This window comes from Kibdelosporangium persicum, from assembly GCF_013280595.1.
GTDB lineage: Bacteria > Actinomycetota > Actinomycetes > Mycobacteriales > Pseudonocardiaceae > Kibdelosporangium > Kibdelosporangium persicum.
Window position 1 is genome coordinate 227,017 of record NZ_JAAATY010000007.1, and the last position, 25,352, is coordinate 252,368.

The window sequence follows — 25,352 nt, forward strand, 5'->3', positions numbered from 1 at the left end:
GTCATGACACCCCGGCCGGGACACGGGCTGGTGTGTCCGCAGCGTGGGCGTCCGTGCGCGGTACCGCGGTCTCGGGCGCTGCGGCGGCCTGGCCTGTTGTCGACGTCTTCGTCGTAGATGGACCTCGGTTCGCGTCGCTCGACACACCCGTGCCGGGCTTCTTGCGCTTGCTGCGGCTTGGTTTCCGGGCGGCGAGCCATCGGGTCAGGTCGGCGGCAGGTACATCGGTGAACCGCGCAAGCTCGTCGATGTCTATGACGTCGCTGGAGTCGGCGAGCACCTCGCCGAGTTGTCGTTCGATGTCGTCGAGCTGCTCGGCAATGGCGGTCCGGCGTTGGGCGAGTACGCCGACCTGCTTTGCCGCAGCGGACCGCTTCGCACTCCTGGCCGTGTCGGCCTGCTGGACGCGGCGTTCGATCTCTTCCTCGGTTGCCATACTGATTCCTTCCAGTGAACGGGCTGCTTCGGTGCTAGCGCTGGGGATGTCATGGGTCGATCGTGTGAACCGTCCAAGCCGACTGGCTGACCCAACACCTGGGCCTGTCCGCTCAAGCCCTGTGCGAAGACCGCATCCGGCACGGACTGCACGCCACCGTGGGCGACATCCGTCGCTTGTGCGATCTGTTTGGCCTGTCCATTGCCGGTGCGGCGGTCGACCACCAGAGGCCTATAGTCCCGAACGTTGGCTCGATACAGACGTCCGTGAACGCGACCTCGCCGTGCGGCGCAAGGGAAGGGAACGGTATGACGCACGCGCGCAAGACCGCGCTGATCAACATCAGGGGGTGGCTTGAGGGCAGCCAGGACGGCCTTGAACTCGCTCAGCGGTTCATCCAGGACGATGCCGCCAACAACTGGTACAACTTTGGCTGGACGTTCCCGCACCAGCAGGTGACTGGCCACTGGTATGCGTTCTTCGGGCTGCATGTCGATGATGGCAACGTCGACTGGTTTCTCAACCAACTGCGGCACCTGGCGACACTGGCTGCCTCTGGCGCCAAGCCGTTGATCCGTGGCCTTTTCGTCATCAGCAACGAGGAGAAGACCATGAGCCAGGTGCACGTGAGAGACGGCCACGTGCACATCACGCCCGGCGACCCAAAGCTCGCCTACCTCGACGCGTGACGCGGCATGCTCCAGCTCGCTCCAACGAGTCGACCGGCTTGCCCTTCGCGAGCCGAACCAGGGCCACGATGGCGTCGCTCGCCCTCGTGCTTCGGTGTGTGAGCCCACAACCCGATCTACGCCGACTGCAGCCGTGCCCACGTCAGGTCGCCCCAGTCCGTACTTCAGAATTCGCGAACTCACGGGCTTCGCTCACCACGCCGCGCTGAGGGCGGGCGCTGCCGGTGCCGCGAACGGTGATGCTGGAAATCCCCACCATGCCCAGCAGTTGCGTGTTCTGGGAGGCGGTGACCGTCACGGTCACGGTGTCGCCGGAGACGCTCACCGTGCCGGATGCGCCGACAGCGGCAAGGTAGTTTTGCGCCTCGGCGACCGCCTGCGCCGGCATCAGTTGCAGTGTGCCGTTGACGCGGTAAGCGGTCAGGTCGATCGCCTGGGCGCCGGCGCGGGCGGCGGCCTCGGCTTGACCGGTGGCCTTTACCTTGGCGGACAGGGCCAATCCGCCGTCCAGGGTCAGCCCGGCCAGGGCGAGGATCCCGGTGGTGAGGACCACCACGAACGCGGTCGCTCGACCTTCGTCCGTCCGCCACCAGCCTTGCCGTGTTCGCCGCCACCGAGCCGATATCGTCGGCCGCGCATGGTATGTCCGGCGGATCATGCGCCGCCTCCGGGCGTATTCACCGGGCCTGAGCGCCACGTGTCGACCGGCTCGACAGCGGTGGCGGACAAGCGTTTCTCGCCAGGTACACCGAGGATCAACGCGTCACCGAAGTCGACCACGCAGGAGACCGTCACGCTCACCGTGCCGCCCGGCCACAAACCTCCAGTGGAGGTGGCCACGTTCAGCGACGCGCACGCGACCCCTGCGGATGCCAACGCGCTGGACGCGGTGGCCTGCGCCGCCGCGATCGCCCTGGCCGAGGTCCGTTCGATGCTCGCCGCGCGAGCCGCCTGATGCGCGGCATCATCCAGCCGCAGCCGAGCATCGACACCTCGGTGGATGACCACGGCGACGAAGACGAGCAGGATGATCAGGAACGGCGCCGCTACGGTAACTTCCGCCGCCACGGATCCCCGGTCTGCCCGCCACCAGGCTACCCGTCTACCCCGGCGGCGGTGTTGGGGTGACCCCACTGGCCCGGCCTGGTCCTGGGCACAGCCGCCCGTGACATCCGCACCGACCGGATCCTCGACCAAGTCCAAGCCACTGTCGGCGATCTGCGCCGCATGTGCGCCCTGGTCGGGCTGTCGGTCAAGGGCGCCGCCCGCTACACCGCGATCCTCGACCACCCTGACCTCACCGGCGGTTCCGCGTGGCAACCCCCGCGCCACCCTGACCCGCGGTGAGCAAACGCGACCCACCACAGGCACCATGACCCGATGACCGATCGCCGACCGGACTTGCGAACCGTCCTGCGCAACAGCGGCTACCGCCGCCTGTTCGCCGCCCAGACCATCTCGCGCTGGGGCGACACCATGAACACGGTGGCCCTGGTGGTGCTGGTCTTCCAGCTGACTGGGTCCGGCCTCGGCGTCAGTGGCGTCGTGATCGCCGAAATCCTGCCGGTGCTGCTGCTCGCCCCGATCGCGGGTGCTGTCGTGGATCGCCTGCCGCGCGTGCGGGTGATGGTCGGCGCTGATCTGGCGCGCATGGCGCTGGCTGGCGTGCTGCCGCTGGTCGACCAGCACATCGTGGCCGTCTTCGCCATCGCGTTCGGAATGTCGGCCGGTTCGGTGTTCTTCAACCCCGCCTCCGCCTCCGCGCTGCCCAGCATCGTTACCGAAGACGAACTCGTCGCCGCCAACAGCGGCCTGTGGTCGGCGGCCGTGGTCTCCCAGATCGCGCTCGCGCCCCTGGCGGGCGTCCTGGTCGCTGCATGGGGACCGGCCCCCGCATTCTGGTTCAACGCCGCCACCTTCGCCGGCTCCGCGCTCGCCCTGACTCGGCTGCGCCTGCCCCACCCGCCCGCACCGGTCAGTTCCTCCACCTGGACCGTACGTGTCCTGGAAGGACCCCGGCTGCTGATCCGCGACCGCCTGCTGCGGTTGCTTGCGTCCGTCCAACTCTTGGCCGCCCTGTCGGCCGGCGCGACCAGCGCCCTGCTCGTGGTCCTGGCCGAACTCCACCTCGGCGCCGGCCCGGGCGGGTTCGGGCTGCTCCTGGGTGCCATCGGCGTCGGCGCCGCCTTCGGTCCCTTCCTGCTGACCCGGCTGACCAGCAATCCGCGCCAGCCGACGCTGCTCTTCGGCCCCTACTTGCTGCGCGGACTCGTCGACCTCATCCTTGCCGCCACCCGCAACCTGCCCACCGCCATGGGCGCGCTCGCCCTCTACGGCGTCGGCACCTCCACCGGCATGGTCACCTACAACTCCCTGCTGCAAGCCGAGGTCGCCGAACACCAGCGCGGGCGCGTGTTCGCCGGGTTCGACATGCTCTGGCAATCCGGGCGGCTGGCCTCGATCGCCCTCGGCGGCCTGGCCGCCGACGCCTTCGGCATCCAAGCGGTCTACATCCTGGGCGGAATCCTGCTCCTGATCGCCGGCACGATCGGCCTGACCGGCTATAAGGCTATACAGACCCGGCGAGACAGCGACAAATACGACTGAACCCCACTCGAATGCGGTCAACGCGTCAGTGCCCGAACCGAAGTACCCGACTACCCTCATCACCCACCACCGCTTCGGTTCGCGGCCGACAAGGCTTCAGAATTCGTGAACCCGTAAGCAATGGGGACGAACCGTTCGACTGGGCCGGACGCCTCGGCGTGCACCGGCAAGCTGAGAAACGGGATCACCGTCGTGGCGATCCCGGAGATCCGGATCGACGCCGACGTCGCCGTCCGTTCGGCGCTGACGCTGGCATCGGCCAACGGGCCGCGCGCGAGCTGGTCGAGCATCTGCTGTGCGCTCGCGCTGCCCGCGGCCGCGGTTCCGCCGTGGACTCGCGCAGCTGCCAGCCCGTGCGACGCGGCGGCTTGGGCGATATGGGTTGCGTGTGACCACAGCGCGAACTGCACGATCGCCAACAGCATCAACAGAAGCAGCGGCGTGGCGATCACCAACTCGGCGCTGACCGCGCCGCGCTCGCCGCGCAGCAGTCGTCGGACCGGTCCGCTCGTGCCGGTTTTCCCGCACGCAGGACGCGTTCGGTCACCGCCGCGGTAGCGACAACACCGCCGCCTGAGTGGCGACTGCTGCCCGCGTTTCACGGCTACAAGTTGATGCCGTTGGCCTTGGCGGTGACTTTCGCGATGACGATCGCGATGACCGCCAACGCCGCTACCACCAACAGCGCGGTCACCAGCACCGTCTCGGTCGAGTACCCGGCCTCCGGTTCCCGGCGCAGCACTTCCCACCGCGCTTTGAGCGCGGTCCACAATGCCTCCAAGTACGGGTGCATCGTTGTCCTTCCTTTCCACGAGCCCGGCCTCACAGTCCATTGAGGACCTGTACAAGCGCGGGATAAGCGATGAAAGCCAAGAAACCCAGAAACAAAGCCATCACCGGCAACGACATGCGCTCGGTCGCGGCATGGGCGTCGCCTTCGGCGTCGGTGATCTGATGCGTGCGCAGCGCACCGGCCTTGGCCGCCAACGAGGCGCGGACCTTGGCGCCTTCAGTGCCGGCCAGGCTGACCGAGGCGGCGAGTTCGGACAGTTCGGTGACGTCTAGTTCCTCGCCGAGCTGGCGCAGCGTGGCCCACGGCGTTGTCCGGGTCAGCCGAGCGGTGTCCAAGGCCCGGCGGATCTGCTCGAACGCCCAGCCGCGGCCGATGGCGACCGAGTCGTTCAGCGCGCTGTCCACCCCGGCGCCACCGGCAAGGGTGATCCACACCAGGTCCAGGTACGCGGACAGGGCGTGGCGAAACCCAGTGCGGAGCTTGGCCGCCTCCGAGCGGGCTCGCAGGTCGGGCAGGACGAATCCGGCGACGGCCAGCACGAGCCCGGCAATGATCGGGAACTCGATCCCCAGCGACAGACCGGCCAAGGTGAGCAACAGTTGCAGCAGCACCGGGGCGAGCAGCCCGGCGATCGCCAGGGTCGCCTTCTCCGCCAGATGTGTCGCGACCGGTCGCCCAATGACGGCCAGATCGCGGGCCAACCGTTCGCTGGGCAGGCCGACCGCAGCCAGCGGGGCGATGAACGGTCGGCCGAGTTTGGCCGCCCACCCGGTGTCCTTTGTGGCCAGTATCGGTGCCGGTGCTGGCGGCGCCGTCGTACGCGCCAGGATCACGCCGAGGGCGGGTCGAGGCGGGAAGAGCCACACCGCCAGCGCCCACAGGCCGACGCCGAGCCCAGCTCCCAGCAGGAGTGCCGTCATCATGGAGACCGCCGCCTCTCGGCAACCAGCGGCGCGCGGCCCACCGTGGTGTTCTCGGCCAGCGACAGGAACCGGTCAGGTTCACTGACCGCGGCGATGCGCACCAGCCACGCGAACCCGAGCGCGAAGAGCACCCCGATGCCCAACAGGACGATCTGTCCGACCGCGGAGTCGTAGGCGGACAGGTACGAGCGGTTGAGCAGCACCACGGCGACCGCGAAACACAGGGTGGTGCCCACGATCACCCGCACCGAGGTGCGAGTGCGGGCGCGCCCGGCCTCGACCCGCATCCGCATCGAGGCTTGTTCACGGGCGGCGTGGGCCAGGGAGCCGAGCAGATCGCCGAGCTGGCGGGCTTGTTGCTCGGCGGCCAGGACCAGCGCGGCGATCACGAGGTCCCCGGTGGGGTCGGCGAGCCGGTCGGCCAGGCGCCGCAGCGAGGGGGCCAGCCGGTCGCCGTTCTCGATCCGTGCGGCGAGGTCGGTGATCTCACCCCGGATGGCCGGCGGGGCCAGCGGCGCGGTGGCGAGGATGGCCTGCTCCAGACCAGCGGCGGCCGAGAGCGTGTCGCGCAGCATTTCGGTCCAGGTCGCGATGGCCTCGATCCGAGCCACCCGGCGCGCGTGCTCGGGGTCGCGGCCCAGCACGCGGGGCAGCGCCCAGGCAGCGAGCCCGGCCAGCAGGGCTCCGACAACCCAGCCGGTTGCCACCCCGGTCAGCACACCGACCGCGATCGCAACGCCGACCCGCACCGCCCGGCGCTCATCTCGCCGGGCGCCCTGGGCCCGCGCAAGGCGTGCGCGGCGGAGCGGCCCGGTCCGCAGGTTCCCCTCCACGCCGCGCCAGCCGACAATGATCAGCAGCAGGCCGACGCCGACCCCGAGGCCGAGCAGGGCAGCCACGGCAGTGGTGGCGCCGATGGCGATGGTCACTGCGGCCACCAGCCTTCGGGTTGCTCCAGCAAGCCGGGGTCGAACCCAACGTCCACGAGGTCATCGAGTGTGTCGCTGCGCAGCGCACCGGCGACCGGGCGGGCGCGGCGATCCGAGCCAGGCCGGTAGACCTCGTTCGAGATCACCTGAGGGCCGTCGGCACCGACCACCTCGCGGACCGAGGACACCACGCGGCTTGTGCGGTCCATGCCGCGAGCCAGATGTACGACGAAGTGCACCGCGCTCGCGACAAGCAGGTTGGTCGCCTCCAATGGCAGGCGTTCGACGCCCTGGGCGGCGTAGGAGGCCAGCCGGGTGAAGGCGATCCTCGAGCTGGAAGCGTGCAGGGTCGCCATCGAACCGTCGTTGCCCTGCGACATGGCGTTACACATCGGGATGACCTCGGGTCCGCGGATCTCACCGACAATCACCCGGTCCGGGCTCATCCGCAGGCCCCAGCGGACGAGCTCGGCCTGGGAGATTGCGCCCTCGCCTTCGACGTTGGCTTCGCGGGCCTGGAAGGCGGTCACGTCGGCGTGGATGTCAGGGTCGAGTTCCAGGCCGAGTTCGAAGGCGTCCTCGATAGTGACGATGCGCTCCATCGGGTCCATCTCCGACGCGAGCGCTCGCAGCAGGGTGGTCTTGCCCGCGCCGGTGCCGCCGGTGATCAGAATGTTCTTCTTCGCCCGCACCAGGGCACGCAGGAACTGCTCCAGGCCAGGGTCAATGGTTCCGCGGACGCGTAGCTCAGGCAGCGTCACGGTGAGATAGCCGTGCCGGCGGATCGACAGCGAGGTCACCCCACCCGCGGTCAGGCCCATCACCGCGAACAATCGCTCCCCGCCGGGAAGCTGGAGGTTGACCGCTGGGGAGGCGTGGTCGAACCGGCGTTCCTGGCTGGAGACGCGCGCGGCGAGCAACCGGACCAGATCGGTCAGCTCCTCATTCGACGAGGCGATCGGGGCCACTCGCGCGCGTCGACCGTCGTTGTACTGCACGAATACCCGGTCGAAACGGTTGGCGTTGATCGTCTCAATCGTGGGGTCGTCCAGCAGCGGCTGCAGACCTGCCATGCCGAACAGCTCGTTGATGACCTCGGTGATCACTTGCTGCTCAATATCCCGGCCCACGAGCGAGCGGTTGTCCATCAGTTCGTTCTCACTGTGCGCCAGTACCGCGTCATCCAAGATCGCCCGCGCCAGCTCGCGACGGGCTTCACTGGTGACCGACATGCCCGTGCGGCGTTGTTGGGCGTCCACCCGCCGCGGTAGCTCGGTACCGAGCGTGTCGCGCAGGTGTTGGCGAAGTCGCCCGACGGCCTCGGTTGCCGGTACCGGTTCCCTGTCGCTCGGCGACTGCAGGAGGCCAAGTGCATCCTGCTGCCGAACCGGCGCTGTCCAGCTCGGTTGAGGGGACGCGTTGGCTGGTTGCCAGCCACCGGCTCGTTGATCCCGCTGGTAGGGGCGCAGGGGTACCGGTGGCGGGTAGTCATTGGGCGGATAGGTCATGACGCTTGTCCTCCGCGCGACGTGGTCTTGCGGTTGGGCGGTGAGGGTGGTGGCGCGAGTCGGAGACCGTTGGCCGAAACTGAGTTGGTGGGCACACCAGGAACCGCCCGCAGGATCGGTATGGGCCGGTTCTCGGCAGGCCCCTGGCGCGGTGGTGCGGATCGCGGCGCGTGTTCGGCGAGGGCCTTCGCAACCTTGTGCGCGACTTGCCCCAACGCCGAATGGGCCGGTCCGCGGCGCCCCCACCGCAGCGCGCTTGGCCGTCCACACAGCACAGCCGCGCCGCGCGGGTCATCAGGCACGCGACCCAGTGGCAGCACGCCGAGTTCGCGGGCCACCTCTGCAGCGGAATACCCCTCACCGACTAGCAACATCACCGGATGCGCGGTCCAGCGGCCGATCACTGGCAGCTGGCGGGCCAAGTGCGCAAGGTCGTCGGCATGAGCACGGCTCAGCAAGACCATTGCGTCGGCCACCCGCACAATCGGCATCGCTGGAGATTCAGCGCCGATTCGGCCACAGTCCACGATCACCGCGGTGTCCGGCACACTCGCAGCAGTCCGCACGACTCCTGCCCCGGTGGCAGGGTCGGACAACGCGGACAGTGCGGCTCGCGCCCGGTCGGCGTCAGGGGGCGCGGCTACCACTGGCAATCCACCCGGCAGGGCTTGCGCGTGCTGCCACAGCAATGCCGGGTCATCGCTGCGCCGTGCGGCAGCCGCCAAGCTCATCAGACCTGGCGTCGACGCAAGCGAGAACCGCGTCCCCACGTCCCCACCGGACGGATCGGCCTCCAACAGGAGGGTGCGCGTAGCCGACGGCCAGCGCGCGGCCAGCGCGACCGAGAACGTAGTCACCCCAGGCGACCCTTTCACTGACAGAACCGCCACCAACATCACTGACCACTTCCTGGAAGCATCACGATCGACAACTGGCCTGCGGGCACAGCGGCGATCTGGCGGGCGGCTGCCTGGCTCAGTTGCACCGAAACCACCGTGACCTGTTGGTTGGGCGGCGAGGTCACGCTGGTAACCACCGCCGGCCACGCTGTCGTGGAGTCCGGCGCCGGCGGGCTTGCTGGTACAGCGCCCGTCTGGCCGGGCACGAACACCACCGAGACGTGGTTGCCCGGTGCCACCTCCGGAGGGAACTGGCCCACCTTCAACGCCAGCGCCGCGAGCGCTTTCCCGGCCGCAGGAACACCGGCTCCGCTGACCGCGTCGCGCGTGAGCAGCGCACCAGCGGGCAGGTTCACGGACATCGTCTTACCCACCAGGCTGGCCGCCTGGTTCGCGTCCACAACAGCGACTTCGGAGTCAACGGCGACGTTGGCCTGTTTGAGGTCCTGTGCGGTCAACACCTGCCCGACCACCACCGGCTTCGCCAACGCCAAGACCGGTCGCCGGTTCGCGGAGTTCAGCGATACCAAGAGGAACCCAGCGGCACACGCCAGTACGAGCAGAGCACCCAACAGCAGGTGTGGGACGCTGCGCCGCCGTTTCGTTCCGCGTAGCCGCGAGGCAGGCTTCTTGCCGTCCGCGACCCACGAACCGTTCGCTGACATCGTGGGTCGGTCGGTGTCCGGCTGGGTCGTGATGTTGTTGGTCACGCCGGTACCTCCTCTGAGCATGGGGTAGTGCGCCGCGTCGCCAAAGGTGCAGCGAGCGGAAGGACGAGTTGCTGTTGCGTTGTTATGAAGGGAAGTAGCGTCCCGTGAGGATCAGCCGCCGCCTTTGTTGTTGAGTGCTTGGGACTCCGCAACACGGAATGCCGCGTTGCCGGTTGTCGTCAGGTTCGGGAACGTTCCGCCTTGGCCAGCACCGGACCAGGTGACTGCCCAGTGCACCGTCGCGGTAACCGGAAATGCTTGCCCGGCTTGCTTTGCGGACGAGGTGCGGTAGGTGTGCCCACAGTCAGGCGACGGCGCCCTCGGGTCGCTACCGGCACGGAATGGCGTTCCCGCCCCGGTGCACGTCACCGTGCTGCCATCGCCCATGGACCATGACACCGAGGTCGGTTTCGCAGTGGCCGTCACCGACACGCCCGGCACAGAAGCCGTCGCTGACACCGGCTCCCAGCCGCTCGACAGCCACATCCACGTCGGCAAGTTCACCAACTGGTCACCAGCAGGGTTCGCTGAAATCCTGGGGGTCGGCAGTTGCAGCCTCTTACGCGCCATCTCAGCGACCTGAGCTGGCGACAAGATCGGTGTGGCGCTTCCCTCCGCCGGAATCCATATTGGACCCTGGTGATTCTTACCGTCGGCCGAGCACAACACCATGAACCATCCACCCGGGCCTTCTGGTGGTTGGCCCGGTGGCTGATAATCGACAGGTACAGTCCTGCACGCGAATGGATCGGGAGACCCGCCTATGCCGACCGCTGGACCTCCAGCGCCTGGGCGGTTTCCGCCAGCTGTACCACCAGCAGGGCCGGAACCGGCAACAAGATCGCACACAGGAGAAGGGACTTGGTCGCAGGTCGTACTTCCCCAGCCGTCGGCCAAGGCAGGTGTCGCCATGCCAAGCAGACTTGCAGCTGCAATCCCGGCAAGAGCTGCGACAGCTGTGATCCGTCGCATGGTCAACACGTCCCCAGATCATGTACGCCGAAGTCAGAGACCTTCCACGAGCCGTCGGCCTGCTTCTCGACGATCGCGTTGATCAACCGTCGACCACCAGGGGTATCGGCGAGTTGCCCGTTGTCTGCGCGATACTTCAACCAACGTGTCGAGTCACCACAGTCGGTCACGATGATCTTCTTCGGGTCGTTGGCAGGCTCTGCAGAGGACACGCTCGGATTCAAGATCGGTTCGCCTTTAGTCACCAAGCCGTTGTAGTGATCGGCGTACAAACCCCGCGAAAGGTTCGTCAGGGCGACTCCTGTGGCATACCGGCCCAACTTCGGCGACTGCCAGTCCGATGTGGTCCCGGCAGCGACGAAGTCCTGCCACATGCCTCGGTACGCCGTTACAGCATCCTGCTTTGCCTTGTCCACCACGGAGAAGCTTGTCGTCGGCGGAGCCGAGATCGACGGTGGCTGACCTGTTGGCTGTGTCGCGTCAGGCGGGCCGCTGACCGCATCAGAACTGCAGGCGGTGACCGCCAGCACGGCTCCGAGCATGAACGCACCCGTGACCCGGCCCCTACGTACGACCAAGATCTCGCGAGCCACCACAGCCATCCCCCGAAGTCGGTGAAGATCGTCAGCCTTTGTGATACACACCACGTCTACACCATGGACCCCCGCCGACTGCAAAGTGTGTAGGTAACTGACTTTGAAGTCGGAATGGCCCAATTGCGAATCTTCACTCTTTCGGGCGAAAGTCGTCACTGTGCGATGGCTATGCCGTTAACACTGGACCTGTGACCAGCAGCTTTGTAGAGCGAGTACTGAACGTCAATGACCGCGGCGTTGGCTGATGTCGGCCGGATTCATCACCACATGGGCGAGCCTGGGAACCCTCACGGGTGCAGCCGTCGCGGTCTGTTACTTGCGGCATGCCCCACTGGCCTTGCCCGTTCTGCGCGCGGTACGACTCGCTGCCACGCTGCTGACCGCGCTTGCGTTCGGTGGTCTCGCCTGGCGCTTCGGTTACGAGTTCGACCTGCTCCCGTACAGCGTTATCGCCGGGCTCGGTGTCATGCTCGGTTTGATCGATCTCGTTGAGCACCGGCTTCCTCGAGTGCTCGTTTACTCCGGTGTGATCCTCGTCGGTGCCCTGTTGGCGACATCGGCGATTCTGGACTCCCGCGAGTCGGACTTCCTTCGCGCCCTCGCTGGCATGGCGATCATCTTCGTCTTCTACCTGATCCTTGCGTTGGCTTCCGGGGGCGGGCTCGGCGCGGGCGACGTGAAGCTGGGTGGCCTGCTCGGGCTGGCACTCGGCTGGCTGAGCTGGACCGCGCTCATCACGGCCACCTTCCTGGGATGGATCGCAGCCGCCCTGGCGTGGCTGGTTCTTCGAGCAGTTTGGCGGAGACCCCGGGACTCGCCATTGCCAATGGGGCCATTCCTGGTGCTCGGAACCCTGGTCACGGTCATTGTTGCGCCAGCGTGACTCAGTACGGCTACGCCAGCTGTGGACCGGGCACGCCGACGGAACCATTCGGTCACGGTCTGCCCCAGCCGAGATCTTGGAATGTGACCAGCCGAGACGGGCTGGGTAGCTCTGGGCTACACACCGTTGTGCCTTAACAGGGTGGAGACTTCAGACGCGAAACAGCGATCACGAATCTCTTTGCTTGACTGGCCAACGTCAGCCTTAGGTGACCACAAGGTCGACTTAGGAGTGTTGACATGGGGAACCCTGGGAACACCGAACTACCACGGTAGGCAACTGCTGCGCGAGCTGATACGGCTGCGCGAACAGGCTGGCTTGCAGAAGCTCAGTCGGATCGGGAACGGTCAGCTGCCCACCTACCACGAGATGCAGGCCATGCTCGTGGCCTATGGCCTGGAGCACGAGGAGTGCACGCTGTACTTCAACTTGTGGGAACAGGCTAAGAAGCCTGGCTGGTGGCGCGAGTGCGGACTGCGGGACTGCAGTTACGTCTGCATGGAGCAGGAAGCTTCAACCATGACCGAGTTCCAGCTCGGTTTCCTACCCGAACTGCTCCAGACCGAGCGCAAGCAATCCAGAGGCAGACCCTCAGGTGAGTGTCCGATTGCGACGGCAGCAAAGGCTTTACGGCAAAAGGAAGCCTCTGGTCCTACATACGCTCATCCACGAACCCACTCTGCGCCAAGGAGTGGACGGAAACAGCAGCTTCGGTTGATCGAACGTGCTAAGTTGCCGAACGTGACCCTGCAGGTCGTTCCGCAGTCCACTGGGATGCATGCCGGGCTTGTCGGCTCTGTGATCCTGCTTGACTTCGACGATCCGCATGAGCCTGACATTGCCTTTACGGAAACCGTGCTTGGCGTCGCTCATACTCAAGATGAGGCCAGAATATCGAACATGCGCAAGGTGTTGCTGGAAGTCGCCGCTATGGCGCTGAGCCCGGAGGACTCTCTCGACGTGATCAAGCCGCTGGCACGTAGCGAAAGCTAGCCTGTAGAGGCGGGGCAGTCGTTAGGCCGCACTGCCGGTGCTACGAGGTTTCCTGCCTAGGCCGCGCGGCGGCAACTGTATGCCGAAGGTTGTCGCCGCGCGGAGCCACAAACTTCGCTGGTGCGCGGTCTGCGTGGCAGGGGGTTGGTGCGGTAACTCCGCGGCTTAGGAAGCGTGAGCAGGGGAGGCCAGGTCCTCGATGCCGGGCAGTGAGACTCGGTGTTGATTCGATAGGTCAGCGATGAGGCGCGGGATGCGGCGCGGGCGTGGGACAGTGCGGCGGCGTCCGGTCCTCGTTCCATGTCACGCCATTGTGATGGTGCCCGGCTCATACTGGTCCAATGAGCTCCAGGGCCTCGTGGCACATACAGGCGATTGCCTGACCGGCTAGCTCACCTCGCGTTGACGAGTTGAGTCGGCTGGCGTACGCGCAAATCGCGGCTTGGAGAGCCAGTCGTTGATCTCGGTCAACTCCGCGGCGAGTCGAGCGCAACGACGACAGCTTGACAGGTGGGCTTCGACCAATGGTGTCCAGGATGGTGGCCTGGGCCCTTGTGCTAGCCAGGCTCCGAGCCGGGCCATGGTGAAGCGGCAGTTCTTGGCAAAGTCGACGGACGGAGGAACTTGAGCTTGAACGTACGCGGCGCGAAGTTCCTGGCGTGCGCGGTACATCCTGGCGCTCACGCAGTTGGGGGACACCCCAAGGAGAACGGCGGCTTCGCTGGGTGAAAGTCCCAGGACAATAGTCAGAACAACCGTGTCCTTGCTCATTGGCGGCAGCTTGTCAAAGGCCTGCGCTGCTGTGGAGTTTTCGAACTGTGTGGTCAGGGGGTCTTCGAAAGGCGCGGCCTCAGCGGCATCAGTGGCGGCTACGATGTCGTCGCATAGGGTGAGCCGGCGATCTTTGCGTGTCCTGTCGTAAGCGACATGCCGGATGGTTGTCAGGAGGTAGGCACGAAACTTGTGTCGTCGTGGGCCTTCGCCTCTTACGAGAGTGGCCAGCACGCGTGCGAACCCTTCTGCGACAAGGTCGTCGGCTTCGCTCGTCGAACAGCTGATACAGCGTGCGACGCTGTATGCGGCACTCTTGTGTCGTTTGTACAGCAGTTCGTAGGCGGACGTGTCACCCAGTCGAACGGACTCGATCAGCACCGCATCGAGTGGCTGATCGCCTTCGGATGGACAGGTGGCCGATCGACGGATTCGCCCGGAATGGCCAACGTCGGGTGGCGGTGCTCCGGTTTCAAACCGAGCTGGTGGCTTCGCGGTCTTGTGCCGACGTGGTGGCACAGCGCTGATGGCAGCAGGCATGAGATCCCCTGTGGGAGAGAGTCCAAGCAAAGATCACGGCGGTTGATCCACTGGGCTTCCAGCGAACGCGTCTTGGACATGGGTGTGAAGTTCATGGCGGCCCGTTGCTGACGCTGGGCCGAGCAAGGATGCCGAGAAAGCCGGGAATAGTGCGGCCATGGCGCGGACGCAGCACAGTGGACACAAGGTGTCTGGGACTGGCGGTCGCTGTTCCCAGATCTCCTCGACTGGAAGCCCGCACACCGCGAAGGACTCATTGTCCGGCCAGACCACGTGAACACGGCCGCCGTAGCGGTCTCCAGTTCCGCCCTGGCGGTTAGTTCCCCAGAGCAGTACCGGATTTGCCTCAGTTTGAGTCTGCCTCATGGGTCACCAAACCAACACGGTCGGACGTCCTGCGACGTGACAGGCGGCCTCATGGATAAGTCATGTCGAGCGCGGCATGACGGGTTGCGCGGGTAGTCGAGCGTGATCGCTGGAAGCTTCTCGGCACTACCAGCGTCTGTAGTGGATCAATTAGAACGCGGTCGGAGAGGCCATCGCTCTCGTCGTGGCGATGACTGCAGATTGCGGCGGAAAGTCGCTTGATGCTTCCGGTTCGCGTTCCCAGCGCCACAGTCCAGCCTGTTCATCTTCTGGCGAGGGCAGGATGATGTGGTTGCCGTGTAGGGCGACTGATGCGCCGAGACGGAGCAGTTCAACGGAGGCAACCTCATCGAGCGTGTGGCCGGGGCCGGTGATGAACGTCCATCTGTATGTGTGAAGGCGTTCGACAACCGGGCCAGCGAGCATCCGGATTTGCAGGCCGGCAAGCACACGGCGGCCAAGCTCTCCAGGCATCGTGATGGCGCCGACAAGTCCGCCAACAGGAAGGAGGATCCGTCGTGCCGCTGGATCGAAGGCTGCTGGTAGGCGATAGGTGTCACGGTAGAAGGCGCACCGCTCTTCCGGAGTCGAATCCGTGCGTGTCGCTGGACTGTTAGTGGTCGACGTTGTCACGACGAACCACCTCCTTGGTTTAGGCCGGGCTCAAGCAGCGCGAGTCACGGACGCGCTCTGGGCCGGGTTGCGAGATAGGCACCTTTGGGGTGCTTGTTACTGCTTGTCGACTGGCGTGCCGGGGGCTGCGTGGCCGGGCGACGGGTGATCGACACCCTGGGAGGCGAGGGCGCTGCCGTCGTCTGCGGTGCCATGGGCGCGGGCGCGGTGGGACTTGTCTTCGCATTGCCGGAATCCGGCAGTGCTCGCCGAAGTACCCACCAGCCGACACCGGCTCCGGCCACGCAGCCACCACCAGAAGTAGCGCCACTGAGATCGCCAACCCAGACCCTTACCTGAGCGAGGGCTTCTCCGGCACCGGGGGCGACCGCGGCCATCGCAGCGGCGATGGTAATTTGTGTACTCATCGCTCTGCGCTCCTCCGTGAACTGGGGCTGGTCCGTATGTCTGACTAGAACGTAATCTGTGTACTCAGATTAACTAGACCCCGAACGGGTGGATTGTCGATACGCTGCGCAACCAGCCACCCTGTCAACGTGAGGGACTCCGTGACGCAGCACCTAGAGTTGCCGCCGCCCGTGATGAAGGTCGTTCTCGGCAATCAGCTCGCTCGACTCCGGAGCACCGCCGGAGTAACCCAGGATGACGCGGCAGCCGTGCTCGGCTGTACTCAGCAGAAGATCGCCCACATCGAGGCCGGCAGCGGGATCAAGCTGGTCGAGCTGAACGCCCTGCTCGACCGCTACGGCGCGAACGACGCGGACCGGGCGTACACGCGAGACCTGCAGGCCGAGAGCAACCGCCGAACGAAGCGCGGCGCCTTCAGCACCAGGTTCCGTCAGTACATGCGGCTCTTGGTGGACATGGAACCGAGCTGTAATCGGTACTTCTCCTACCAAGCCCTGGTCGTCCCAGGACTGCTGCAGACCGAGGAGTACATGCGCCGCAACGCGCGGGCTTGGCGGCCCTCGCTGGCAGCCGGGGAGATCGACAAGTACGCCGCTGACCGCCTAGACCGGCAGCGTGTGCTCGACAACACCGACCAGCAGTTCTGGTTCATCATCGACGAGGCGGCCCTGCGCAGGACCGAAGGTGGTCGGGTGATGAAGGCCCAGATCATGAAGCTCGTCGAGACCATCGATCGGCCGAACGTCGAGTTGCAGGTCGTGCCGTTCAGTGTCGGCTACTACATGGGCCAAGGGCATGACTACACGATCTTCGGCTATGACACCAAGCCGGCAGTTGACATCATCTACCTGGAACAGCACGACGGCGGGGAGTATGTCGACAACAGCAAGCGCACGGCACAGTACGTGAAGCTGTGGGACTACCAGAAGGCGGCAGCTAGTGGGCCGGAGCAGACCCGCAGGGCACTGCTCGACATGGCCGCGTCGTTGTAGTTCGCATGTGGCTGGAGACCGGAAGGGTACGAGGGAGCAGATGAACATCCAGGACACCCACAAGTGCCACCTCGACACCAACTTCACCGAGTGGCACAAATCGCCGCTGAGCGGCCCGCCGGACAATCAGTGTGTCGAGGTCTCCTTCACCAGTAATGCGGTGGGGCTGCGGGACAGCCGGAACCCGGACGGCTACGTGCTCGTCTTCGACCACGGCGAATGGGAAGCGTTCGTCGGCGGGGTAGCGGCTGGGAGCTTCGATCTGCCGAAGTCCCAGTAAAAGGGCCGGGTCGGAAGCGTTCCACGCCTGCCAGCGAGCCCCGGCCGTTCTTCGTGCATGGTCTCTGTATCCCTGGGTTGCCCTGGTAGTCCACCGTTGATCGAACCTCCACGACTGGCTGGTGACTACCGTCCAGAAACCGTCCATTGCCCGTCCACGGGCCTGCCAGCATCGCCAACGACCACATCGGCTCCTACGCTCGCCACGGCAGGACATCATCGACTCGGCTGAAGGAGGACCGAGGTGGGACCACGTCGGGCATCGACACCGAAGCACCCACCGAACAAACGGCTGACCTGGCAGCGGCTTCAGCGTGGATGGAGCCGTGAAGAGCTGGTGGAGCAGATCAAGCGGAGCATGAAGCGGGCCGGGGAGGCGGAGTCCGGCCTGAACGTGGACATAGTCCGAAGGTGGGAAACCGGAGATCGCACGCCGGAGCCGCGGTATCGGAAGCATCTGGTGTTGATCTACGACAAGCCCGCCAGCGAGCTTGGTCTGTTGTCCGCGGAGGAGTTGGCGTGGTGCCCGGCCCAGTCCGTCACTCCCGCTGTGACCGCCATGCCAGTCAACGAAGAGCTCGTCGACGCCGTGATGAAGAAGGTGATGTTGGTGCTGCTGGGCGGCGATGCCGAGTTCGGCCGGCACGTGTTGGTGAAAGGCCTGCTCGGCGTGAGCCTGGCTGCTTTGCTCTCCAGCGGAGCGGCCATCCCCGACGGCATCGAGGCTCTTGCCGATGAGCAGCGGACGCGGTTGGATCCGCGGTCGATCGAGGCGTACTCGGCGATCACCACGTCACACCGCGACCTCTACTGGACGAGCCTCGCCGTGGATCTCCTACCGTCGGTTGCCGCGCACGTTCAGCTCGGTGCCAGGATGCTGAGATCGACCACGGACGCCGAGGGAATGCTGCCGCGCCGCCTTGCCGCCGCTGTGGCGGAGTCCGCGCTCCTCGCCTCGCGCCTGAACTTCTTCGACCTCAATCGAACTGATGAAGCGGCGCCGTTCTTCCAACTCGCAGAGGACGCGGCTGTCGCTTCACAAGATCACACGCTTGCGGTTGCGGTACTGGCCCACCGGGCGTTCGTTCCGGGCTTCGCGGAGCAACTGCAGCCAGCGCGTGATTTCCTGAAGGCCGCACAAGCACATGCGCGCTACGACGCCGGACCGCTGTTGCGCTCGTGGCTTCATTGCGTCGACGCGGAAATATCGGCGCGCACTGGGCAGCCGAAGTTAAGTCTTGCCCGCATCCGATCCGCGGAAGACGCGTTGACAACCACCGGCGACGACCCAGTCTGGCTCGACTACTTCGACGCCTCTCGACTCGACGGGTTCGCTGGCAACACATTGCTGCTGGCCGATCAGCACCGTGCTGCCGCAGCCCGGCTCCAGCAGGCGATCGACGGCCTCGCCGTGACCGCCACCAAGCAGCGGGCCGTGCTGCTGTTCGATCTCGCCGCGGCGCAAGCCCCCATTGACGCTGAAGAGGCCCTCGCCACTGCATCCCGGGCGTGTGACGTGCTGGGACGTGTCCCTTATGGAGCTGCGCTTCAGCGGGTGCCCAAGGTGCGTGCCGCCCTGAGTGCCACGCCCTACGTGAAGGAGCTGGACGAGAAAGTCCGCACGCTGACCAGCACCGGTGGCGTGGTATGACTCAGTTGTGCTCAGCGTTGTGGCGAGCCACGCGATCGGGCAATTCTGCCAGGCCGTCCAGGCGGAACAGGCATTGATCCTCCACCTCAGGAACATGGAGGATGTGCCCCCAAGGCCCGCGCCGGACAAGAGCAGTCGCGAGACCGGCGTTCTGGGCCGGCCGGATGTCGTTGTCCAGCCGGTCGCCGACGTACAGCACTGAGCTCGCCGCCACGCCAGCCTCCTCGATTACCCGGTCGAAGAAGCCTGGCGACGGTTTTTCCACGCCCCAGCCATCGGACGTGCCAATAACGTCGACCGGCAGCTCCAGCGCCTTGAGGATCTGCTCGGCCCGCGCGGTCTGGTTGCCCGCGAGCCCGACGCGAAGTCCGGAGGCCTGAAGTGCCTGGAAACAGGGCCCGGCATCGCTGTACAGGTCCTCTTCGGAGAAGGTCTCCGGTTGCCCTGTGGCCGCCCGCCGCTCCCGCTCCACAGCGAGGTCGAACCCCGGCCTGAACACCTGGAAGGTCTCCCGGTAGTCCCTGCCCTGGGCGATCACCGCACCGAACACAGCCGAGAACGTGTGGCGCGGAACCCCGAGCCAATCAGCCCAGGTCCCGTACTCCCGGGTCTCGTTGACCAGTACCTCCCCCACATCGAAGAAGACCGCTTCGATCCTTGCCACGTGGAAATCCTCCCTGCAAGATGTGCCGCTACGCATACCCATGGTGCCGGACACCGACGCTCGGCTGCTTCGGAGGTTCAACCTGCGGCTCGACACCGCGCCGGCGGACGGCAAATGGACGGGGCGTGGAAGGTACCTCGTGACGATCTCGGGTTGTTGACTATGTGCCTCGAATCAAGCATTTGCCGTGACGGAAGGTGTGGATGTGCCGAGCACCCAGCGCACTCGAAGCCCTCGCTGGCGGCGACTGTCCCATAAGAAGCAGCGAACTGACGTACGTCAGGCACGAGAGGCGATGACACCTCCATTCTCGGCGAGTCCGATAGAGCTCGGGCTGTCCGGCCCGTGCGAACCTGTTCGGCGCTGGGTTGCGAGCACGTCGGTGGAAGCGCGCTTCCTGAAGAGCTCGGTGACGTCCTTGAGTGTCCGTGGGAACGGCGAGCGAGCGTCAGCCGACGGGCTTGCATTAGGAGTTACGACTTTCGACCAGCCATTGTGGACCGGTCGTGAGTAAGCGTGCCCGCAGTGCGCGTCGCCTTGCGGGGTTATTGACCCGGACGGCCGGGACTCATGTGCGAGTCTGCTACGACCGCGAGATCCGGAGATACAGAGTGGTGTGGTCGAACGGGCCAGACGCGGCGCAGATGTACGCTTTTGCAGTTCAGAAAGCTGGCGAAGTGCCAGAATTGGATGTCGCAGCCTTGTTATGGGATCGAGGAACAGCAAGCGAAGATTGACTCATGTGCGAGAGAAATTCGCACAACTTCCGCCTCTGGTGAATCTGACAAGCCGTCGCAACTGACTATCCGTCCTCATGTCGTGGCAGGTATTGTCCGCACCAGCTGATACTGTCGACGAATAGCGCAACTTATCTCGCGCTCGCTCGTGTCGAACCGCCGTATTTCCCGGCGACTGAGAGAAGGAGACGGTAGACCCGTGCCTGTGCAACTGGTCTGCATTGCTTCGGCTGCTTTCGTAGCGGTGTTGGCTGTTACTCTGACTGTCTGTAGGAATTTCGCCACGTCCCACGGGCGACACCGGGCGTCGAACATGGACAACGCCGCCGAGGCGACTGAAATACTTGAGAAGGCCAGCGGCCAGTCCGCGAACAGCGAGATCGGACAGCTAGCCGTTCGAACAACAGCTGTTGAGGTCGATTCGACCGTGCCCTTCAGGCGGCCGGGCGACTTCGCTGCGGACGCAGACACCGATTTCTACTGCGCGATCGACCCGGCTCTTGTTCGGCCATACGTGGAGTCGATGCCACATGACCTGCATGAGCTGGGGTGGTTTCGCACTTCGGGATCAGTGGAGAAACGAATAGTGGCGCTTCCGTCGCAGCGGTCCAGCGGAGATGACAGCGGAGCGGTGCGGACGTCCGGACCTCCATCGCTGTTTAAGACGTTGCCCGCCACGGAGTCCATCGGCATGGCGTACGCGGCGTAGGAGCACGAATGATTATGGCTGCAAAATCGTGGTTGACGACAGCTTGTCAGAGAAGCGTGGGCTGTGCGGGACAGCCGTGGAAGCGCGGGAGACCCGTCCAATCAGCATGCCGACGTGCATCACCTGACATTCATCGCCTCTGGCATTGACGTCCGACACAACGCTTCTCGTGGAAATGCTCGCCTCGTCCCCACCGGCTGACTGTCCACAGAGGTCACACGTTGGTGTGGAGGTTGAGGCGTTAATGGCCCGCCACGAACTATCCGTACGGGCGAGGCGAGTCTTGGACGAGCTGGTCGCCAGGCGACGTGCGACACCCGTCACTACGTCGTTGTTGCGGGTTCAGGCCATCTTGTCCTGCGAGCCCGAGGTCGCCCGGGTGATCGTGCACGAGCTGGAGGCAGCGGGCTACGCGGAGCAGAGCGAGGGCCGGGCAATCCGCGTCTCGCCGACGCCGCACGGTGGTGACGTCACGAAGTTCCTGAACTTGCTCCAGGCTGTCGCGGGTGAGGCTGCGCAGAAGGCCCGGCTGGTGAGGGATCGCGACCGCTGGTGGTCTCGCGGTACTCCCGCCCGGGAAGTGATGCCCCTGCCGGATGAGGTGAGTGGCTGGCTAGCCACGCACGGCCTTGCGGCGCAGACCATGGTGGCTGTCGCGTCAGAGCATGGCTGGTACGACGTAGTCCGCCCGTTTGCACAGGATCTGGTGGACCTCTGGTGCGCGACCAGACAGTTCGGACACGCGCTGGATGCTCTTAATGCCGCGCTGGATGCGGAAACCCATGTCCGGCAGTCGCGCATCGCCGAACTGCAAATGATCCGTGCCAGGCTCCTGGATGCTGCAGGCGGCCGGTATGACGAAGCGCTGCGCGCTGCGTTGTCGGCAGTGGTGTCCGCCTGGGAAACGGGAAGCACGGAGCTGGTGGCCTCGGCCTACCAGGCTCGGGCCGAGGTCTATCAGCACGGCGGCCATTCCACACTGGCACTGTACGACTACGGACGCGTCGAGGCCCTGGCGAGGCGAGCCGTGCAGGATGCGCCGTTGGGAGATACGTCTGTCGTCGCAATAGATCCTGTGTTCGCGGCCGCGCGTTTTGACGACGCGATGCGCCGCTTGGAAGAGGCTGCCGTCGATCTCGCCGTCGCGCCTGACACGCAGGGCTTTGCCAACGTGCTGTCTTTGCTCGCGGACACCCTTGCGGCGACTGGTGAAGCGGACCCCGCAGGGATTCGGATCGCGCGCTTCGTGAAGAAAGCCACGACGACGTTGCCAGATGCCGAAGCAGCCGCCATCGCGATCACCGTTGGCCACTCGGCAGAACAAGCAGGCCACGTCAAGCTCGCTCGCACCTGCTACGGACTTGCGGCCATCCATTACACGGGCGCGGGCCAGCCCCACGAGGCCGCCGCGGCCCGCGAACGGCTCGTCGCGCTCGATCAGGCCGACAGCGCTGCATCGACCAGTTCCGCTGCAGACGGGAAGGCCGATGTTGACGAGCAGGCGTGACGAAGCACTCCAGGTCTGGTGTGAGCGACCTCCACGTGTGGCGGAGCTGCGGTCATCCTTACCCACCCTGTCGCACCTGATCGTTCGTCCGGCCGCGACAGACACGACGTCCTGAACCGCCGACGTCACGGAACACGGCGACTTACCGTTCTGCGCTCAGCGCGACGAACGTCCCGCATCCAATGCATTGCTAGGTAGTGCTCGAGTTAGATAGAACAATGGAGATCTAGTGCCCACTCTTTGCAACTTTGTGTTTCTCCGAATATCCTTTGGGCTTCTGTCCGTAGCGGCTTCTGTGGCGGCCCTTCTCGTTCTTATCTACTTCGTCTTCATTGCCACTGTCGACGCTTCCGGAGTGATGCGCTTGTTGCACATCGGATGCATCCTCCTTTTCTTGGTTGTCATCGCTATTGATGTCCTCCTTGGGCAACGAATGCGCCGTAAACCCGGTTCCCGGGGTATCGTGGCAGCGTTGAATAACTGGCGAGCATGGACCGTGCGTCTGGTAGGCCTCCCCTTCGCGGGTGCTGCGGCGGCGAAGATGGTACAGACTGGATTCGCCTCGCCGATAAGTGCAACAGGTATTGCGGTCGTTGGCTGGATTGCGTTCGACGTCTCTACTGTCGTCGGTGCTGCAGTACAACGCAGGGCGCGTTCGCAACGAAACGTCACAACGTGATACGGGCTAGAAGCTGGTTGTCTTGACTACATTCGAGTGAAGGATCAGGAATCATGCCAGGTGTTACACGGGACCTGAATTTCCACGGTCGCAAGCTGCTTCGCCTGCTCCGAAAGCTTCGCGAGGAGGCAGGGCTCACTCAGGGCGACGCTGGCGAGAAGGCGCGTATCGAGTTTAGGAAACTTAGTCGACTTGAACTGAAGCAGCTGCCCACTTACCACGAACTCGTCATATTGTTGGACGTCTACGGTGTGCCGAGCTGTGACTTCGAACCATACGTCCAGCTGTGGGAAATGGCGCGCACGCCGGCCTGGTGGGCGCCCTACAAGCTGAATGACGTCCGGTATATCCGGATGGAGAGTGAAGCCGACTCGAAAAGCGAGTTCCAACTTGGCTACATTCCCACTCTCCTGCAGACGGAGCGATATGCGCAAATGACCTTCGAGGACCATGTTAGGTTGTACGGAAAGAAGAGAATTCAGCAACTGGTAGAAGTCAGAATGCGTCAGCAAGACCGTTTGTCCGGCAAGCAGCCTCTTGTTTTGTCGGCTCTCGTGCACGAACCGGTACTCTGGCATGGCGTAGATCGTGAGCAGGTGCTTCGCCTGATCGACATGGCGGAAATGCCGAATGTTACTCTCCGGGTCGTTCCACAACACAAGCGACAGTTGCATCCTGGCCTGGTTGGTTCCTCGGCCATCCTGACGTTTTCTGACTGTGACGAGCCCGATGTCGCCTTCGTGGAGACCATGTTGGGTATTGACGAATCGAGCGACAACATTAAGGTTTCGACCGTGAAGCGTGCCTTGGGCAGAATAGAATCTCGCGCCCTGGATCCTCGCGAGACGGTCAACCTTCTGAAACAGATGACTTAGCCGTGTCTCATGTGGAGGCTGGAGAGCTCCTTGCAGAAGTTGAGGGCGCCGGGGGCGAGGAAGCCGCAGAACTAGGGGACGTTCTCTTGGCGGATAGTCAGACAGCGGCACGGGACGGTCAGGCGGTACTGCGTTCAAAGCCCAAGCGGTGGGGCGCGACGGTGCTGGCGTGCCTTGCCTTGTTGGCGGGCGCGTGCACGACCGTGAGCACAGGTGCTCCTGTACCGCAGGGGGCCGCATCGAGCAGCGGCACCGCTCCGCGGCCGAGCACGACGAGTATTGGTTCAGCCGCGACTACCGGGATTAAGTCTCGCAGGCCGGAACAACTCGTCTTGGCCGATGTCCAGCCGTGTGGTCTGCTTACGGCGGGCCAGCAACAGCGGTTCGGTGTCGACCGTCCACCCCGCATCACCGACGCTCCCGCGTTGAAAGCGCCAAGCTGCAACTTTCTCTCGTTCGAGCAGGGTATCGTGATCTCCATCTCGCCGATGACGAGTTTCGGAATAGACCGATTTCAGCCGGGACAGGTGAATGGCGAGGTGCGGCCGTTGACTGTGCGCGCGTTTCCTGCGGTTGAGGTGTTCACGGAGACGTCGGAGCGGTCTGACATGTTTTGCGTTGTTGTGGTTGACGTCGCTGATGGACAAGCAGTGCATGTCAACTACAGCGAGGCCGGGGTCCGGCCGCATCTGGGCAGGAACGTCGTGTGCGACCGCGCCGCGCAGGTGGCGGATGTCGTGATAGAGAACCTTTTGGCGCGTTGAAACGGTGCCTGTCTAAGGAGGAACGATGGCTGGACGCAACTGGCTTGCCACGCCCTATGAGCAGATGTATGCCGATATCCAGGGTGGACCGGTATCGAGGCCACAGCCACGACAATATGATCCGCGACGGTGGGACAGAGGTGCTGTCCAACGGATACCGCTGCCCGGAGCCTGGGGCCAGCCGAGGCATCGGCGCTACTGCCAGGTTTCGGTGCCGTCGAGGTACGAGACCTCGCTCGTGGACCTCGGCGATCAGGTTTGCCCCCGCCGAACTCGCTCGTGCACCGCGCAATCCCGCTCGCACCCAAGGCCTCCTCTGTGGAGCTTCTTCCTCTGCCCGCCGCGAGCTGCGTTGTCTGCGGTGGATCGGGGATGGTCATGATCCACCGCTGTGCCGACACCAGTGCCTCTCGACGAAGCGTGATCACGTCACAGGCGTTGATGGGAGGAGAACGCGCGCTGAACTCATCGTCCGATCGGCCATCGCGACGTGCTGTGGGGCACATCGGTCACACGCAGTAATCTGGCGGTGCCGTCATTTGAGATTAGGCCCACGAACAGGGCAAGTGTAAGTGTCAGCTTCGAACGGTCAAGCCTCCTCCGCTACTCTGAGCCAAATTGGAACTGCTGTTCCGAAGCGGCGTCGATCCACTGTCAGTGGCCATTTACGTGCAAATCATCACCTATCGGCGGATTATTCTTTTGCCCTGCCAAGGCGTACTGTGATCGTCCGGATTCGATCAGCCAAATACATGCGCATCACTACCCGCTATCGGTGGGCGTGATTGTCGCATGGTTTCGAAAGGCGCTCCATCATGGCTCGTACGCTAAGGATGCTC

Annotated in this window: 25 protein-coding genes; 12 read left to right on the forward strand and 13 right to left on the reverse strand. The window is 64.7% G+C overall.

The window, feature by feature from the left end; genetic code table 11:
* Nucleotide 1: 1 nt before the first annotated feature.
* The gene (locus GC106_RS15555) at nt 2–436 is read right to left on the reverse strand and encodes a hypothetical protein (RefSeq protein ID WP_173130345.1); all 435 of its coding nucleotides are present in this window, start codon (nt 434–436) and stop codon (nt 2–4) included.
* A gap of 308 nt (nt 437–744) precedes the next feature.
* On the opposite strand from GC106_RS15555, the gene GC106_RS15560 reads away from it, so the two are divergent.
* On the forward strand, nt 745–1,125 hold the full coding sequence (locus GC106_RS15560; protein ID WP_173130348.1) for a hypothetical protein: 381 nt from the start codon (nt 745–747) through the stop codon (nt 1,123–1,125).
* Nucleotides 1,126–1,267: 142 nt separating this feature from the next.
* Here GC106_RS15560 and GC106_RS15565 read toward each other — a convergent pair whose 3' ends face one another.
* Together GC106_RS15565 and GC106_RS15570 are read right to left on the reverse strand one after the other, a co-directional pair.
* Complete coding sequence (locus GC106_RS15565) at nt 1,268–1,783, reverse strand: pilus assembly protein TadG-related protein (protein ID WP_246365750.1); 516 nt, start codon at nt 1,781–1,783, stop codon at nt 1,268–1,270.
* On the reverse strand, nt 1,780–2,193 hold the full coding sequence (locus tag GC106_RS15570) for a pilus assembly protein TadE (RefSeq protein WP_312872664.1): 414 nt from the start codon (nt 2,191–2,193) through the stop codon (nt 1,780–1,782). The genes GC106_RS15565 and GC106_RS15570 overlap by 4 nt, the downstream gene beginning before the upstream one ends.
* A 312-nt stretch (nt 2,194–2,505) precedes the next feature.
* Here GC106_RS15570 and GC106_RS15575 point away from each other — a divergent pair, with 312 nt between their 5' ends.
* Nucleotides 2,506–3,732 carry an MFS transporter gene (locus GC106_RS15575; protein WP_173130351.1) on the forward strand — a complete coding sequence of 409 codons (1,227 nt, stop codon included), beginning with the start codon at nt 2,506–2,508 and terminating at the stop codon, nt 3,730–3,732.
* Between the two features lie 59 nt (nt 3,733–3,791).
* On the opposite strand, the gene GC106_RS15580 is transcribed toward GC106_RS15575, so the two are convergent.
* The 6 genes from GC106_RS15580 to GC106_RS15605 all read right to left on the reverse strand — a co-directional run bounded on the left by GC106_RS15580 (nt 3,792) and on the right by GC106_RS15605 (nt 9,494).
* Nucleotides 3,792–4,223 carry a TadE/TadG family type IV pilus assembly protein gene (locus GC106_RS15580; protein WP_173130682.1) on the reverse strand — a complete coding sequence of 144 codons (432 nt, stop codon included), beginning with the start codon at nt 4,221–4,223 and terminating at the stop codon, nt 3,792–3,794.
* A 113-nt stretch (nt 4,224–4,336) separates the two neighbouring features.
* A complete protein-coding gene (locus tag GC106_RS15585; protein WP_173130354.1) occupies nt 4,337–4,525 on the reverse strand; it encodes a hypothetical protein in 189 nt (62 codons plus the stop codon).
* A 29-nt stretch (nt 4,526–4,554) separates the two neighbouring features.
* Nucleotides 4,555–5,448 carry a type II secretion system F family protein gene (locus GC106_RS15590; protein WP_173130357.1) on the reverse strand — a complete coding sequence of 298 codons (894 nt, stop codon included), beginning with the start codon at nt 5,446–5,448 and terminating at the stop codon, nt 4,555–4,557.
* On the reverse strand, nt 5,445–6,386 hold the full coding sequence (locus tag GC106_RS15595; protein WP_173130360.1) for a type II secretion system F family protein: 942 nt from the start codon (nt 6,384–6,386) through the stop codon (nt 5,445–5,447). The genes GC106_RS15590 and GC106_RS15595 overlap by 4 nt, the downstream gene beginning before the upstream one ends.
* Entirely contained in the window at nt 6,374–7,885 is a 1,512-nt protein-coding gene (locus tag GC106_RS15600; protein ID WP_173130685.1) for a TadA family conjugal transfer-associated ATPase, read from the reverse strand. Before GC106_RS15600 ends, GC106_RS15595 begins: the two co-directional genes overlap by 13 nt.
* Before the next feature lie 895 nt (nt 7,886–8,780).
* Complete coding sequence (locus tag GC106_RS15605; protein WP_173130363.1) at nt 8,781–9,494, reverse strand: SAF domain-containing protein; 714 nt, start codon at nt 9,492–9,494, stop codon at nt 8,781–8,783.
* Nucleotides 9,495–9,852: 358 nt separating this feature from the next.
* Here GC106_RS15605 and GC106_RS15610 point away from each other — a divergent pair, with 358 nt between their 5' ends.
* Nucleotides 9,853–10,077 carry a hypothetical protein gene (locus GC106_RS15610; RefSeq protein ID WP_173130366.1) on the forward strand — a complete coding sequence of 75 codons (225 nt, stop codon included), beginning with the start codon at nt 9,853–9,855 and terminating at the stop codon, nt 10,075–10,077.
* Between the two features lie 391 nt (nt 10,078–10,468).
* Here the strand turns inward: GC106_RS15610 and GC106_RS15615 are convergent, their stop codons facing one another.
* A complete protein-coding gene (locus GC106_RS15615) occupies nt 10,469–10,996 on the reverse strand; it encodes a hypothetical protein (RefSeq protein ID WP_312872665.1) in 528 nt (175 codons plus the stop codon).
* 310 nt (nt 10,997–11,306) lie between these two features.
* On the opposite strand from GC106_RS15615, the gene GC106_RS15620 reads away from it, so the two are divergent.
* The gene (locus GC106_RS15620; RefSeq protein ID WP_173130369.1) at nt 11,307–11,945 is read left to right on the forward strand and encodes a prepilin peptidase; all 639 of its coding nucleotides are present in this window, start codon (nt 11,307–11,309) and stop codon (nt 11,943–11,945) included.
* Nucleotides 11,946–12,086: 141 nt separating this feature from the next.
* The gene (locus GC106_RS49955; protein ID WP_173130372.1) at nt 12,087–12,938 is read left to right on the forward strand and encodes a DUF5753 domain-containing protein; all 852 of its coding nucleotides are present in this window, start codon (nt 12,087–12,089) and stop codon (nt 12,936–12,938) included.
* A gap of 387 nt (nt 12,939–13,325) precedes the next feature.
* Here GC106_RS49955 and GC106_RS15630 read toward each other — a convergent pair whose 3' ends face one another.
* Both GC106_RS15630 and GC106_RS15635 read right to left on the reverse strand, forming a co-directional pair.
* A complete protein-coding gene (locus GC106_RS15630) occupies nt 13,326–14,090 on the reverse strand; it encodes an RNA polymerase sigma factor (RefSeq protein WP_173130375.1) in 765 nt (254 codons plus the stop codon).
* 675 nt (nt 14,091–14,765) lie between these two features.
* Entirely contained in the window at nt 14,766–15,248 is a 483-nt protein-coding gene (locus GC106_RS15635; protein WP_173130378.1) for a hypothetical protein, read from the reverse strand.
* 536 nt (nt 15,249–15,784) lie between these two features.
* Between GC106_RS15635 and GC106_RS15640 the strand changes: the two genes are divergently transcribed.
* The 3 genes from GC106_RS15640 (at nt 15,785) to GC106_RS15650 (ending at nt 18,578) form a co-directional block, all read left to right on the forward strand.
* A complete protein-coding gene (locus tag GC106_RS15640; protein WP_312872666.1) occupies nt 15,785–16,648 on the forward strand; it encodes a helix-turn-helix domain-containing protein in 864 nt (287 codons plus the stop codon).
* Nucleotides 16,649–16,688: 40 nt separating this feature from the next.
* Nucleotides 16,689–16,928: a DUF397 domain-containing protein gene (locus GC106_RS15645; RefSeq protein WP_173130381.1), complete on the forward strand. Its 240-nt coding sequence runs from the start codon at nt 16,689–16,691 to the stop codon at nt 16,926–16,928.
* A gap of 243 nt (nt 16,929–17,171) precedes the next feature.
* Nucleotides 17,172–18,578, forward strand: coding sequence for a helix-turn-helix domain-containing protein (locus tag GC106_RS15650; protein WP_512698683.1), 1,407 nt, complete (start codon nt 17,172–17,174; stop codon nt 18,576–18,578).
* A 1-nt stretch (nt 18,579) separates the two neighbouring features.
* Here the strand turns inward: GC106_RS15650 and GC106_RS15655 are convergent, their stop codons facing one another.
* Nucleotides 18,580–19,296, reverse strand: a complete 717-nt coding sequence (locus GC106_RS15655) for an HAD family hydrolase (protein WP_312872667.1) — start codon at nt 19,294–19,296, stop codon at nt 18,580–18,582.
* 882 nt (nt 19,297–20,178) lie between these two features.
* Here GC106_RS15655 and GC106_RS15660 point away from each other — a divergent pair.
* The 4 genes from GC106_RS15660 to GC106_RS15675 all read left to right on the forward strand — a co-directional run bounded on the left by GC106_RS15660 (nt 20,179) and on the right by GC106_RS15675 (nt 24,513).
* On the forward strand, nt 20,179–20,688 hold the full coding sequence (locus GC106_RS15660) for a hypothetical protein (protein ID WP_173130386.1): 510 nt from the start codon (nt 20,179–20,181) through the stop codon (nt 20,686–20,688).
* Nucleotides 20,689–20,971: 283 nt separating this feature from the next.
* Nucleotides 20,972–22,195 carry a hypothetical protein gene (locus GC106_RS15665; protein ID WP_173130389.1) on the forward strand — a complete coding sequence of 408 codons (1,224 nt, stop codon included), beginning with the start codon at nt 20,972–20,974 and terminating at the stop codon, nt 22,193–22,195.
* Between the two features lie 732 nt (nt 22,196–22,927).
* Nucleotides 22,928–23,749, forward strand: a complete 822-nt coding sequence (locus GC106_RS15670) for a helix-turn-helix domain-containing protein (protein WP_173130392.1) — start codon at nt 22,928–22,930, stop codon at nt 23,747–23,749.
* 161 nt (nt 23,750–23,910) lie between these two features.
* Entirely contained in the window at nt 23,911–24,513 is a 603-nt protein-coding gene (locus GC106_RS15675; RefSeq protein WP_312872680.1) for a DUF3558 domain-containing protein, read from the forward strand.
* Nucleotides 24,514–25,352: the final 839 nt, after the last annotated feature.

Coding starts and splice junctions, on each gene's coding strand:
- GC106_RS15670 (WP_173130392.1), top strand. CDS start 22,928: ATGCCAGGTGTTACACGGGACCTGAATTTCCACGGTCGCAAGCTGCTT.
- GC106_RS15555 (WP_173130345.1), bottom strand. CDS start 436: ATGGCAACCGAGGAAGAGATCGAACGCCGCGTCCAGCAGGCCGACACG.
- GC106_RS15600 (WP_173130685.1), bottom strand. CDS start 7,885: ATGACCTATCCGCCCAATGACTACCCGCCACCGGTACCCCTGCGCCCC.
- GC106_RS15645 (WP_173130381.1), top strand. CDS start 16,689: ATGAACATCCAGGACACCCACAAGTGCCACCTCGACACCAACTTCACC.
- GC106_RS15585 (WP_173130354.1), bottom strand. CDS start 4,525: ATGCACCCGTACTTGGAGGCATTGTGGACCGCGCTCAAAGCGCGGTGG.
- GC106_RS15575 (WP_173130351.1), top strand. CDS start 2,506: ATGACCGATCGCCGACCGGACTTGCGAACCGTCCTGCGCAACAGCGGC.
- GC106_RS15590 (WP_173130357.1), bottom strand. CDS start 5,448: ATGATGACGGCACTCCTGCTGGGAGCTGGGCTCGGCGTCGGCCTGTGG.
- GC106_RS15560 (WP_173130348.1), top strand. CDS start 745: ATGACGCACGCGCGCAAGACCGCGCTGATCAACATCAGGGGGTGGCTT.
- GC106_RS15565 (WP_246365750.1), bottom strand. CDS start 1,783: ATGATCCGCCGGACATACCATGCGCGGCCGACGATATCGGCTCGGTGG.
- GC106_RS15620 (WP_173130369.1), top strand. CDS start 11,307: ATGTCGGCCGGATTCATCACCACATGGGCGAGCCTGGGAACCCTCACG.